Source organism: Citrobacter sp. wls711 (assembly GCF_005281055.1).
GTDB classification, from domain to species: domain Bacteria; phylum Pseudomonadota; class Gammaproteobacteria; order Enterobacterales; family Enterobacteriaceae; genus Citrobacter; species Citrobacter gillenii.
Window position 1 is genome coordinate 71,978 of the sequence record NZ_SZXC01000024.1, and the last position, 13,453, is coordinate 85,430.

Below are 13,453 nucleotides of genomic sequence, written 5' to 3' on the forward strand. Positions count from 1 at the left end.
CGCGAATTATTTAGGGGCTACGTACCGGTATTACTGGGTACTGGTGGTCGTGGTGGTGGTGGTTCCGGTATTCGAACCATCGCCACCGCCGGTTGCCGCCAGGGCGACCCCCACCGCGGAGCTTACGGTGCTCACGCTGGTTGCGGAGGAACTTCCTGCCGAAACCGACGCGGCTGCCGACCCTGCCGCCTCTCCCACCTGAACAGGGGCAGCATAGACAGAGGTCGTCGCAAGCGCAGATATAGCCAACAGGCCATACAGTACTTTTTTCATCACAATATCCCTTCATGGTATGAATGGAGATTTACCCAAAAGAATTTCGGGCGAGATCGAGTATACACAACCGAAAGTGTGTAAATTACGCCGCGCAGGAATTTAAGATAATTAGAAAAAAGTGGGAATAAATATTATTTAAAATATTTAAATCAATACAAATCAATCATATGTAATAAATACATAAATAATGCAACATCCGTAAAATCTGAAAATCACGGCGTTAAATATAACGTGATAATATTATTTTAGGATTAAGCTCAATTCAATTTCATGTCACGAAGAAGACAAGATGAATTATCTTATAAAAAAAAGCCGATAATAATATCGGCTTTTTTTATAAGTAATCAGCAAATTCATTCGAATTGCAGCAAGGCGGCAAGATCGTTAATCCCCGGGAGCATAGATTACTATGTGACCGGGGTTAACGAACGCAGCCAACACCGCTGCGGTTCGAAGGAAGAAGCTGATTAACGCCAGGACTTATAACGGTTAATCAAACCGTTGGTCGAGCAATCATGGCTGTTAATCTCTTGATCATCGTTCAACTCAGGCAGAATGCGGTTCGCCAGCTGTTTGCCCAGCTCTACGCCCCACTGGTCGAAGGTGAAGATGTTCAGGATAACGCCCTGAGTAAAGATTTTATGCTCATACAGCGCAATCAGCGCACCCAGGCTGTACGGAGTGATTTCGCGCAGCAGGATAGAGTTCGTAGGACGGTTGCCTTCGAACACTTTGAACGGCACAACGTGGTCCAGCGTCGCCGGATCTTTACCCTGGTCGCGGTATTCTTGTTCAACCACTTCACGAGACTTGCCAAACGCCAGCGCTTCGGTCTGGGCGAAGAAGTTAGACAGCAGCTTCGGATGGTGGTCAGACAGCGGGTTATGCGTGATAGCCGGAGCGATGAAATCGCACGGCACCATTTTGGTCCCCTGGTGGATCAACTGATAGAACGCATGCTGACCGTTGGTCCCCGGCTCACCCCAGATGATTGGGCCAGTCTGGTAATCCACCGCATTGCCGTTACGGTCAACGTATTTACCGTTGGATTCCATGTTGCCCTGCTGGAAGTAGGCCGCAAAGCGGTGCATATACTGGTCGTACGGCAGGATGGCTTCGGTTTCGGCACCATAGAAGTTGTTGTACCAGATACCGATCAGCGCCAGCAGTACCGGCAGGTTTTTCTCCGCTGGGGTGGTGGAGAAATGTTTATCCATGGCGTGCGCGCCGGACAGCAGTTCAACGAAGTTGTCGTAGCCCACGGACAGGATGATCGACAGACCAATCGCTGACCACAGGGAATAACGACCGCCAACCCAGTCCCAGAACTCGAACATGTTGGCCGTATCGATACCGAACTCACCGACTGCTTTCGCATTGGTGGACAGCGCCGCGAAGTGTTTCGCCACGTGTTTTTCATCACCGGCGGTCGCCAGGAACCAGTCGCGCGCGCTATGGGCGTTGGTCATGGTTTCCTGGGTGGTGAAGGTTTTAGAGGCGACCAGGAACAGCGTGGTTTCCGGGTTCACTTTCTTCAGTACTTCGGCGATGTGTGTACCATCGACGTTAGACACAAAGTGCATATTCAGGTGATTTTTGTACGGACGCAGCGCTTCGGTCACCATGAACGGACCGAGGTCGGAGCCACCGATACCGATGTTCACCACATCCGTAATCGCTTTGCCGGTGTAGCCTTTCCAGCTGCCGGAGATAATCGCTTCAGAGAAGGATTTCATCTTCTCCAGCACCGCATTCACTTCCGGCATCACATCTTTGCCGTCCACGATGATCGGAGTATTGCTACGGTTGCGCAGCGCCACATGCAGCACTGCACGATCTTCCGTACGGTTGATCTTCTCACCGGAGAACATGGACTTGATAGCACCGCTCAGGTCGGTCTCTTTTGCCAGGTCCTGCAGTTTCGCCAGCGTTTCTTCGGTGATGCGGTTTTTGGAAAAATCCACCAGCATCAAATCGTCAAACGTTGCGGAAAACTTGGCGAAACGATCGCTATCTTTCGCGAACAAGTCCGCGATCGTAACGTCTTTCATCTCTTCAAAGTGTTTTTGTAGTGCCTGCCAGGCTGAGGTCTGCGTTGGATTGATGTTTTTCATTAGCAATACTCTTCTGATTTTGAGAATTGTGACTGAGATCGATTGTAACGCCAGTCACAGAAAAGTGTGATTGTTTTAGTGCCGTTGTCCTGGCGTCCATCAAACAGGGGTAATTATAAGCTCGGTTACTCAGGGCTACAGCAGCATGAAAAATCCGCATAATCCCAGCATTGACAGTATCCCTCACACCTTTTATTTATAAATACGGTATTTGCGCCTGCACCGGTTTCCGTTCTGCCTTTGTGCCATGGTCGCTCTATTCATTCCCTGACACGAGGTAGTTATGACTGATGTAGTTGTCTCCAAGTTTGGCGGTACCAGCGTCGCGGATTTCGACGCCATGAACCGCAGCGCTGATGTGGTGCTTTCCGATGCTAACGTCCGTTTAGTGGTGCTTTCCGCTTCAGCGGGTATTACTAACCTGCTGGTCGCTTTGGCTGAAGGGCTGGAGGCAACTGAACGCTTCGAGAAACTCGACGCTATTCGTCAGATCCAGTTCGATATTCTGGAGCGTTTGCGTTATCCAAACGTGATCCGCGAAGAGATCGAACGTCTGCTGGAAAATATCACCACGCTGGCGGAAGCGGCTTCGCTGGCGACCTCAACCGCGCTGACTGACGAACTGGTCAGCCACGGTGAACTGATGTCCACCCTGCTGTTTGTCGAAATCCTGCGCGAGCGTAATGTTCAGGCGCAGTGGTTTGACGTGCGTAAAGTGATGCGTACCAACGATCGTTTTGGTCGCGCAGAACCAGATGTCGTGGCGCTGTCTGAACTGGCCACGCTGCAGCTGGCACCGCGCCTTGAAGAAGGTCTGGTGGTAACCCAGGGCTTTATCGGCAGCGAAAGCAAAGGCCGCACTACCACGCTGGGGCGCGGCGGCAGCGACTATACCGCCGCCTTGCTGGCAGAAGCCCTGCACGCCGCACGCGTCGATATCTGGACCGATGTACCGGGCATTTACACGACCGACCCGCGCGTGGTGCCAGCCGCAAAACGCATTGATGAAATTGCCTTTGAAGAGGCCGCAGAACTGGCGACCTTCGGCGCAAAAGTCCTGCACCCGGCGACGCTGCTCCCTGCCGTGCGTAGCGATATTCCGGTGTTTGTCGGCTCCAGCAAAGACCCCAAAGCGGGTGGCACGCTGGTGTGTAATAAAACCGAGAATCCACCGCTATTTCGTGCCCTGGCGCTGCGTCGCAAGCAAACGCTGCTGACGCTGCATAGCCTGAATATGCTGCATTCTCGCGGGTTTTTAGCGGAGGTGTTCGGCATCCTGGCGCGCCACAATATCTCGGTGGATTTGATAACAACCTCAGAAGTCAGCGTCGCACTGACGCTGGATACCACCGGTTCAACGTCCACCGGCGATACGCTGCTCACGCAATCCCTGCTGATGGAGCTGTCTGCGCTGTGCCGGGTCGAGGTCGAAGAAGGTCTGGCATTGGTCGCCCTGATCGGGAACGACCTGTCTAAAGCCTGCGGCGTGGGAAAAGAGGTGTTCGGCGTGCTGGAACCGTTCAACATCCGCATGATTTGCTACGGCGCATCCAGCCATAATCTGTGCTTCCTGGTGCCGGGCAGCGAAGCCGAGCAGGTCGTACAGAAACTGCATCATAATTTGTTTGAGTAATACCAGCCGGATAGCGGATGCGGCGAAACGCCTTATCGGGCCTACGGGGAATTCGTAGGCCCGATAAGCGGCAATACCATCGGGCAACACTGTCATGACATCACTGTCTCATATAACAGTCGGTCCAGTTCCCTGACATCGCCTTCCCGGCTATCCGGTAACACCGGTGGCGTTTCGCCTCGCGCCAGCTCCTCGCGGATAAACGCATGCAGCAGTGGGCGACGCAGTCCATATTCCGCTTCCCCTGCCCGCTGTTTGCGTTCCAGCAGGTCGTCTATCTCCTGACGCAGCGGCGCATCCAGCTCGCTCCCCGCCAACAGTTCGGCAAAGCGCATGGGTGGCACGCCTTTTCCCGCTTCAACCCAACGCACGGCCAGCAACGGACGCAGCACGTAGAAGTATTTTTTTAGTCGCACTTCATTGCCTTGCAGATAGCCACGGAAGTTTTTTCGCGCCATCGAATAATAGTGCCAGCGGGCACGCACAGGCGAAAACCATTTTGGCACCAGCGCTTTCAACGCAGACACCGTCGCGTCATCCTGCTGATAAACCACCGGCGAATCCAGCCACTCGATAAGCGTCGGGTTAGCCCCTTTCAGCAGACCCAACGCTTTACGCCACTCCCAGCCGCACACGTCCAGTTCATCGTCTATAGGCAGTTCAATAACATCACGCGGCGCTTCCACCCGCAGATACCATTCTGGCGGATGAACGTACAAAAATCGCACGTCGTAATCACTGTCCGGAGAGGCGAATCCCCAGCCACGGCTGCCGGATTCACAGGCGTACAGCACCTTCACGCCATAGCGCTGTTCCACCTTTTTTAGCTGGCGCACTACCCGTTCGCGCATCGCGGCGTTCACTCCGTTATTGCTCATTTTACTTATCCTTTTATATTCACCAGACCGTGCAGAACCTGGTCCAGACCACCAAATACCGAGATTTTATCGATACGCTCCGCCACTCTCTCGAGGGTTTCCAGCTCTTTTAAACGCAGCGCCACCGGGTTGTTTTCCATCACTTTCGCTGTGTTCAACAACGAGCGCGTGGCGGCCGTTTCTTCACGTCGACGAATGACGTTGGCCTGCGCCGATTTTTCAGCCTCCACCAGCTGCGACAGGATGGTTTTCATATCGCCGGGCAGCACGATATCTTTCACGCCCAGCGAAGCGACCTCAATGCCAAACGGCGTCATGCGGTTCTTCACCTGCGTGCTTACCACGTCGTCAATCACCTGCTTATCTTCCAGCAGTTCGTCCAGCGTTCGGGTACCAACCGCCTCGCGCAGCGCAAACTGCAGCTCACGGTACAAGTGATCCAGTGGTTTTGTCAGTTGGCCAAACGCCTGTAATACACCGCTGTAGCGCCAGTTCGCCGCCAGATTCAGACGCAGGTTGACCTTATCTTTGGTCAGGATCTCCTGCCCGCCGACCTCCAGTACCTGCAAGCGGGTATCAACGACTTCCGCTTCCACCAGATGATTCACCTTCCAGTACGCACTCAGACCCGGCGGCAACAGCGCCTGCGTCTCACCATCAATTTTCAGCACACCGACGTGCCAGGCCGGAACCTGCACCGTTAAGATCGCGTCACGACCTTTTACCGCACCGCTACGGCGTGGCTGTAACACGGCATTCATCACGTCCGTTGGGACCTGAACCTGACGCGTATCCATGCGTACCAACGTTAACGCCTCCTCGGCTCGCCAGTACAGACAACGGGTTGAAGGCGGTAAAATTTCCTGCAAGACGCCGTTCACATACAGCGCACCGGCTTCGGTATCGGTTAAATCTGCCGCCACACAGTACTGTTCCACCCACGCAGGCTGGAAGCGACGCAGGTACTCTGCCAACGCCTCAGGAACATCACTGCCATCGGCATTTACCACCAGAACATCCGGTGTGTTAAACCACGGCAAACGGTGTTCACCTGCATTCAGCACTTTGTAGTAGTCACCCTGACGGGATAACAGACCAAGCTGGCCTTTACGAATAGTGATTTTCTTCATCATTTTGTATTCCTTATTGTGAGTCAGGCGCGGGGGCAGGGGCGAAGCGGCAGGGGAATTCCCTTTTGCCTGTCGCACGGCGTCATTACCGGCAGCCTGTTTTGGGCGGTGCTGACTGCGCACGAACCCGTTTTATTTCTATGATTAACAACCAGTTTTCATTTGGAGGATGAAATTGGGAATCGAACCCACTTGGTGGTCATCGGCTGACGGAACACCCCGGGAAAACAGCCTGTGCCGTTCCTGACGTGCCGGCGGGGTTTAACCCCCTGCGTTTTCAGCGTTGTTGACGTATCAGGTATTGCCAGAAGCGTGCCAGAAAGAAAAATCATCAAATTTATTTTTTATTTCATTGATTAATATAGTTTTTATTTTTAACACTCAGATTAATGATTGCCGTTGCGCAGAGATTTTTTTATCTTCCAATATCGATATTTATCTTTATGGATAAAGTATGAAAAAGCGGCGGGTGGTGATTGGCGTTCTGGGCACGGTGCTGGATAAGCGCGGTAAACGGGCGAATCGGTTTAAGAAATGGCGCCCTACGGTTGGACTGTGCCAGCAGGCTGATTTCCCCATCGACAGACTGGAACTGCTCCACCAGCCGCGCGACGAAAGCATGGCACAGCGGCTGATTGAAGATGTCGCCCTGCTCTCTCCTCATACCGAGGTGCGCCCGCATGCGGTGACCATTAACGACCCGTGGGATTTTGAGGAGGTTTACGCCGCGTTCCTCGACTTCGCCACCCACTACACATTTGATACTGAAAACGAAGAGTATCTGGTGCATATCACTACCGGCACACACGTGGCGCAGATTTGTTGGTTCCTGCTGACGGAGGCGCGCTATCTGCCGGCCAGCCTTTTGCAATCCAGCCCGGCACCGCGAGGTTCATCTGATGAGGCCGTCGCCGCAGGTGTCTGCTCGGTTATCGATCTCGATTTAAGCCGCTATACCACGCTGACCAGCCGCTTTCAGCGTGAGCAGCAGCAATCGGTCTCCTTCCTGAAAGCCGGTATTGATACCCGTAATGCCACGTTTAATACGCTCATCGACCGTATTGAGCGCGTGGCGCTGCGCTCGACCGATCCGATTCTACTGACTGGTCCCACCGGTGCGGGGAAATCGTTCCTCGCCAAACGGATTTTTCAGCTACGCCAGTCACGCCATCTGGTGGCCGGTAAACTGGTAGCGGTTAACTGCGCCACCCTGCGCGGTGACAACGCGATGTCGACATTATTCGGACACGTCAAAGGGGCGTTTACCGGCGCGCTCACACCACGCACCGGGCTGTTGCGCGAGGCTGACGGTGGGGTGTTATTTCTCGATGAGATTGCCGAACTGGGGCTGGACGAGCAGGCTATGCTGCTGAAAGCGATTGAAGAAAAAACCTTTTTTCCGTTTGGTGGCGACAAAGAGGTGCACAGCGATTTCCAGTTGATTGCCGGGACGCATCGCGATATGCAGCAGTGGGTGGCAGAAGGTCGTTTTCGCGAAGATCTCTACGCGCGCATCAATATGTGGCGCTTTGCCCTGCCCGGTCTGGCGCAGCGGCGGGAAGATATCGCCCCCAACATTGAGTATGAGCTACAACGATTCTCCAGCCTCAAACAGGTGCAGACTCGCTTTGATAAAGAGGCGCGCGAGCGCTATCTGGCTTTTGCCTGTTCACCAAAGGCGCAGTGGCGCGGCAACTTTCGCGAGCTGAGTTCATCCGTTGCACGCATGGCGACGCTGGCCGAACAGGGGCGCATCACGCTCGCGCTGGTCGAAGAGGAGATAGCGTTGCTGCAGGAAAGCTGGCAGCTCACCGATTCACAACCGGAATTCGATCTGGACATTGACCTGTTTGATAAGCGTCAGTTAGAAACGGTGATCGACGTCTGCCAACGCAGCGCATCGTTGTCTGAAGCGGGCCGCGAGCTGTTTGCCGTTTCCCGGCTGAAGAAAGCCAATCCTAACGACGCCGACCGCCTGCGCAAATATCTGGCCCGTTTTGGGCTGAGCTGGGAAAGCCTTCACTGCGGAACATGAACATAATTTGTTTGAATAATATTCCATCACGCGATAAACAATAACTATAGCCGGGCTCGATCCCGGCTTGTTTATAACAACACAACACATTTCAATCGCAAGGAATACACCATGCTCGCTACTCTTACGCGGCTGTTCCCGTTATGGGCGCTGCTGCTCTCTGTTATTGCGTATTACACGCCATCCACTTTTACACCTGTCGGGCCATTCGTGCCGTCGCTGCTGATGCTGATTATGTTCGGCATGGGCGTGCACCTGAAAGTGGACGATTTTAAACGCGTCCTCTCTCGCCCTGCACCAGTCGCCGCAGGGATTTTCTTGCATTATCTGGTGATGCCGCTCGCCGCGTGGCTTCTGGCTCTGGCCTTCCATATGCCACCGGAACTGTCTGCGGGTATGGTACTGGTCGGTAGCGTCGCCAGCGGGACCGCCTCTAACGTGATGATCTATCTGGCAAAAGGTGACGTTGCGCTTTCTGTGACTATTTCATCCGTTTCAACGTTGGTGGGCGTTGTCGCCACGCCGCTGCTGACACGCCTGTATGTCGATGCACATATTCAGGTCGATGTGATGGGTATGCTGCTCAGCATCCTGCAAATTGTGGTGATCCCGATTGCTTTAGGGCTGGTTATTCATCATCTGTTCCCACGAGTTGTAAAGGCCGTGGAGCCGTATCTGCCTGCGTTTTCCATGGTGTGCATTCTGGCGATCATCAGCGCGGTGGTCGCAGGTTCCGCGTCACATATTGCGTCGGTTGGCTTTGTGGTGATTATCGCGGTGATTCTGCATAACACCATTGGTCTGCTTGGCGGTTACTGGGGTGGAAAACTGTTTGGCTTTGACGAGTCCACCTGCCGCACGCTGGCCATTGAAGTCGGGATGCAGAACTCAGGGCTGGCAGCAGCGCTGGGTAAAATCTACTTTGGGCCGTTGGCGGCACTGCCCGGCGCGCTGTTCTCCGTCTGGCATAACTTGTCTGGCTCGCTGCTGGCGGGGTACTGGTCCGGTAAGACGATTACTGAGAAACGCCACTCGGTAAAACAACACTAACCCTCATGAATGGAGGAGACATCCTCCATTTTATCCTTCCTCATTTGACATTCATCACAAAACAACAAATATCAACATAAAACAAATTCCATAACTATTTTTTTTATTTCATATAGTTAAATAACAAAACGCATATAAACATCAAAACCACACCATCTTCAAATGTTGATTTATTTTGTTTTAGTTGGGAATATAATTCCACTACAACACAGATAAAACCCTTACCCTATCTTCGAGGCCGCTATGAAAAAAATTGCGATTATTGGAAGCAGTGGAGGCAACCTCTACAACCTGGGTGGCGCAGAGCCAGAGAAGTTACTCCAGGAAATTTACCAGCAGTGCGAAGCAGCAGGCGTAGAAGTTGCCGCTCTACAGTTTATTGCGGCTGAAGCCTCAATGGACGTTGCCAAACCCCATACACCGGCATCCGTTTATGCACTAACCACAGAAAACCAACAAAAACCACAATGTATCTTTCAGGGCCAACTTTCCGAGGTGAACGCCTCAGTGGTGGAGAGCGATCGCCGCATTGCTGAGATGATCCGCAACGGTGAGATCGACGGGATCGTCGTGATGAGCGCCGATCCGGTGAAAGCCAACCAGGCTGTCTTCGCCGCCGCCGTCGAGATGAAAACACCGATTGTCGGCACCGGAGGTACATCAATGGCGCTGGTGGCGGCAAAAGGGGCAAATGTGGTCGCAACATCCGGGACGACAGGCACCACCAGCCGCACCCGCGCCGTTTCCTTCGTGGCATCACTGTGTAAACACTGGGGGATCAAGTACAAACCCCAGTTGGGTAGCGCCTCTCCTTCACAGGGTGGTTCAGGGAAAAGTCTGCTCAAGCGCTTTAATATTCGTAGCATCATGATTCCTGCCTTGCCGGGCTTTATCGCCATGGCGATTGTACTCGCGCTGAGCCACATTCCGGGACTGGAAAAACTCAATGATATCTTTGAGATTCTGCTGAAGGGGCTGCCTGTTTTAGTTGCCGTTCTCGCCGCCAAACAGATCTCCGAGCTGGATGAAGTCTCTATTGTTGCCGGGGTAGTCGCCGGGGTGCTCTCCGTTGAAGGCGGTTTGATCGGCGGGATTATCGGCGGTCTGATGGCCGGTATTTTCGTTCGCTGGCTGTTTGAGTTGTGCCTGAACTGGCGCTTCCCGATGACCACCGTCAACATTGTTGCCGGCGGGATCTCGGGCCTTGCCGCCGGATTGATCATGCACTACCTGTTAAGCCCGCTGGCATTGTCTGCAGGTAATTACATCAAACTGGCTATCGAAAGCACGCTGGCATTCAGCCCTATTCTTGCCGGGCTGTTGGCGGGTCTGGTTATCTGGCCAGCCATCCTGGGCGGTGTCTACCACGCGGTCATCCTGCCGCTGGTACTGCTGGAGATGGAAAAATCCGGCGTCAGCTTCCTCGGCGCAGTCGATATGGTGGGTCTGGTAATGGTCGCTGCCGGAATTAACCTCGCCAACGTCATCGCCCCACGAGAAAAAAGTGAAGCCGCCGTCGCCACACCCGGTTTGCTCATTAATCTGGGTTTTGGGACCTTTGTTGAATCGGCCTACCCCTTCATGTTTGCCAACAAAATTGTCTTTGGTTCAGCCATCGTCTGGGCTGGCCTGGGCGGCATGATGCTCGGTTTCTTTAACGTCAAAGGCGTGGCTTATGTCCCTGCTTTTGCTTCCCCGTTTTTATCCAGCAATGCGCTACAGATGGCGATTGTGATGGTGACCGTCATGGCATTGACCTGTATTTCCACCATTATTGCCAACCGTTTTAAGGCTGTCGTCCAGAAAGAATCCGCAGCGTCAGTCCAGTAATTAATGCACCAACACCAGAGGTACACCATGTTTAAAGGCGATATGAATAAAAAACGCGCCAAAGCGTTACAGAAAGTGAAAGATGCCATCGCGCTGCACGGCGGGCAAACCATCCTCAGTACGGGGATCACCGGCGACGATGCTCGTCTGGCAAAAGCGGTATGCGAGGCAGGCGTTAAGCTGCTGGAGCCGAACCACCCTGCGCTGGCACTGGCGCGTGGCCATAAAGGAGTGAGTAACATGCACGCGGCGGAACAAATTCGCCACGAAATCACCAATAGCCAGATGGCTGAAGCGGTACACGGCGTGCGTAATGTGGTGCCTGACGACATCTTCATTACCGTCGGTATCGCAGGCGGTTTTACCGAAACGCTGCCAGTGCCGCTTAGCGAAACGGAGATTCTGGAGATTGCCCGTGCAGGAGCCGACGGTTTACACACTCACAAATCCGACTGGGATGATCTGCAGGACATCGTCAATCTCGCCCATCAGTATGGCCTGACTGTTGATGCTTATATTGGCCATCCGGATGATCTGCATACCTTTGGTATCCCTGCGCGCACGCCGGAAGAGGTTGCCAGCGTGGCGAAGCGAATGCAGGAGGTTGGTGTCGATATGATCGGTCTGATGACCGGCATGAGCTATGAAGGCGTGGCCGCGGGCGATATTCCGCAGGCGATTAAAGATCGCCTGCAGGCGCTGGTCGCCGCAGTAGATGTCCCGACACTGGCAGAAGGTGGCATAAACCTCGCCAATGCCAAAGCGTTTAAGGATACCGGCGTCAATATTCTGGTCGTCGGTACGGCCATCGACAATATGGTCTGCAACGCCGCTAAAGAGGCCGTCACGCCGTTTATTACGCATTGATACCACGGAGAAAAGAAATATGTTGCTGGTCACCGATCTGGATGGAACATTACTGACATCGCAAAAGACAATCAGTCCACGCACACGTCAGGCATTAGTTGAGTTCCACCAGCGCGGTGGCCTGCTGGCCGCCTGTTCCGCCAGACCGGTTTCCTCAATAGTGCGTCTGTTACAGCAGCAGCATGCTGACGGACTTTTTGGCTGGTGCGCCGGATTCAACGGAGGTCAAATCCTTGAGATGGCGCAGCAACGTATTATTCATTCCTCCGCGCTATCCTGTATGAATCTTCGGGATATTGACCGACATATTTCACTTGCCCGCTATCCTCACCATTTCTTTAGCGCGGAGGCTATTTATCACCGTTATGATCGACTCATTGCACCATGGACGACTTATGAGGCGGCCTTATTTGAACTACCACTTATTGCAGCTGCACCTGGGAATATCTTTAATCGTCATGATATTTATAAAATCACGTTGGTAGCAGCACAATCTAAAATAAATGCACTTTATACCAAAGTGAATAATAGATTGCCTTATGGCTATACCGCGACAATCACCGGTGGGAATTATATTGATATTCAGAGTGACGAGATAAATAAAGGTTATGCAATAAACAAGTTAATTCAACAGCTGAATATATCTACTGAAAAGGTTGTTGCGATTGGCGATCAGCAGAATGATATCAGTATGTTTGCCTCTGCCGGCATCGGTATCGCAATGGGCAATGCACCTGATGTGGTAAAACAGCAGGCCAGCTATGTGACGGCCTCTAATGATGATGAGGGTATTATCTGTGCCCTGGAGTGGTTGCGTTGCTCTGCGCATCCAGTTACCATGCGCCAAAGCACGATGCTGGCGGAAAATGATGAACCCGATTAAAAGAAGAAAACATATTCTTGATGAATTAAGCAAATTCGGTGAAGTGACGGTTATCAAATTATCGGAAACGTTAAAAGTCACATCAGAGACCATTCGCCGCGACCTCTCCATCCTGGAGTCCGAAGGGCAAATTACCAAGATCCACGGCGGTGCGGTCAAAAAACAGGTTGTTCAGGAAGACGAGTTTGGCGCGCGGATAGATATACACCGCGAAGAAAAAATGGCAATTGGTAGACTTGCCGCCGGAATGGTTAGCGAGCACGACACCCTATTTATTGACTCCTGTACAACCAATCTTATTCTGGCCGCACAATTACCTCCATTGGCCTATTCTGTTATTACCAACTCTGCGTTAATTGCCGATAAAATCAAAGAGAATAATCTTCAGGCTCGCGTTTATGTATTGGGTGGCGAATATGATTACCATTTTCGCGCTAACCTCGGCGTCTCGGTTTGTCAGCAAATTAATGCCATTCACGCCGATCTCTGCTTCATCGGCGCAGGTGGAATCTCGCCTCAACACGGTGTACTGGTGAAAAGCTTTGATGAAGCGTACGTTGCGAAGTCGATGATTGCCATGAGCAAAAAATCGGTGATACTGGCCGACCATACTAAATTTGGTCAGGATGGGGTGATGTGCATCGCTACCTTAAAAGAGATCGATAACATCATCACCGATAAAGGATTCAAAACAACGGGTTATACTCAGCAGGATTTCGGTGGAAAATTGCGTATTGCTGAATGATGCAACGCATTA

Annotated in this window: 11 protein-coding genes; 7 read left to right on the top strand and 4 right to left on the bottom strand. The window is 52.6% G+C overall.

Going from position 1 to position 13,453, the window contains the following annotated elements:
* Positions 1-30 precede the first annotated feature (30 nt).
* Together yjbE and pgi are read right to left on the bottom strand one after the other, a co-directional pair.
* Positions 31-273, bottom strand: a complete 243-nt coding sequence (gene yjbE / locus FDW98_RS09665) for an exopolysaccharide production protein YjbE (RefSeq protein ID WP_096758736.1) — start codon at positions 271-273, stop codon at positions 31-33.
* A 470-nt stretch (positions 274-743) separates the two neighbouring features.
* Positions 744-2,390 carry a glucose-6-phosphate isomerase gene (gene pgi / locus FDW98_RS09670; RefSeq protein WP_096758737.1) on the bottom strand — a complete coding sequence of 549 codons (1,647 nt, stop codon included), beginning with the start codon at positions 2,388-2,390 and terminating at the stop codon, positions 744-746.
* 283 nt (positions 2,391-2,673) lie between these two features.
* Here pgi and lysC point away from each other — a divergent pair, with 283 nt between their 5' ends.
* Positions 2,674-4,023 (top strand): lysine-sensitive aspartokinase 3, encoded by a 1,350-nt coding sequence (gene lysC / locus FDW98_RS09675; RefSeq protein WP_096758738.1) that lies wholly within the window; start codon positions 2,674-2,676, stop codon positions 4,021-4,023.
* A 92-nt stretch (positions 4,024-4,115) separates the two neighbouring features.
* On the opposite strand, the gene FDW98_RS09680 is transcribed toward lysC, so the two are convergent.
* Together FDW98_RS09680 and FDW98_RS09685 are read right to left on the bottom strand one after the other, a co-directional pair.
* Complete coding sequence (locus FDW98_RS09680; RefSeq protein ID WP_096758739.1) at positions 4,116-4,901, bottom strand: nucleotidyltransferase domain-containing protein; 786 nt, start codon at positions 4,899-4,901, stop codon at positions 4,116-4,118.
* Positions 4,902-4,906: 5 nt separating this feature from the next.
* Entirely contained in the window at positions 4,907-6,034 is a 1,128-nt protein-coding gene (locus tag FDW98_RS09685) for a slipin family protein (RefSeq protein WP_096758740.1), read from the bottom strand.
* A gap of 451 nt (positions 6,035-6,485) precedes the next feature.
* Here FDW98_RS09685 and rtcR point away from each other — a divergent pair, with 451 nt between their 5' ends.
* The 6 genes from rtcR to FDW98_RS09715 all read left to right on the top strand — a co-directional run bounded on the left by rtcR (position 6,486) and on the right by FDW98_RS09715 (position 13,441).
* Positions 6,486-8,066 carry an RNA repair transcriptional activator RtcR gene (gene rtcR / locus FDW98_RS09690; RefSeq protein ID WP_096758741.1) on the top strand — a complete coding sequence of 527 codons (1,581 nt, stop codon included), beginning with the start codon at positions 6,486-6,488 and terminating at the stop codon, positions 8,064-8,066.
* 111 nt (positions 8,067-8,177) lie between these two features.
* Positions 8,178-9,116, top strand: coding sequence for a ketopantoate/pantoate/pantothenate transporter PanS (gene panS, locus FDW98_RS09695; RefSeq protein WP_096758742.1), 939 nt, complete (start codon positions 8,178-8,180; stop codon positions 9,114-9,116).
* Between the two features lie 243 nt (positions 9,117-9,359).
* The gene (locus tag FDW98_RS09700; protein WP_096758743.1) at positions 9,360-10,946 is read left to right on the top strand and encodes a PTS sugar transporter; all 1,587 of its coding nucleotides are present in this window, start codon (positions 9,360-9,362) and stop codon (positions 10,944-10,946) included.
* Positions 10,947-10,973: 27 nt separating this feature from the next.
* Positions 10,974-11,813: a histidine biosynthesis protein gene (locus FDW98_RS09705; protein WP_096758744.1), complete on the top strand. Its 840-nt coding sequence runs from the start codon at positions 10,974-10,976 to the stop codon at positions 11,811-11,813.
* A 19-nt stretch (positions 11,814-11,832) separates the two neighbouring features.
* A complete protein-coding gene (locus tag FDW98_RS09710; protein WP_096758745.1) occupies positions 11,833-12,696 on the top strand; it encodes a Cof-type HAD-IIB family hydrolase in 864 nt (287 codons plus the stop codon).
* Positions 12,683-13,441, top strand: coding sequence for a DeoR/GlpR family DNA-binding transcription regulator (locus FDW98_RS09715; protein ID WP_096758746.1), 759 nt, complete (start codon positions 12,683-12,685; stop codon positions 13,439-13,441). Before FDW98_RS09710 ends, FDW98_RS09715 begins: the two co-directional genes overlap by 14 nt.
* Positions 13,442-13,453: the final 12 nt, after the last annotated feature.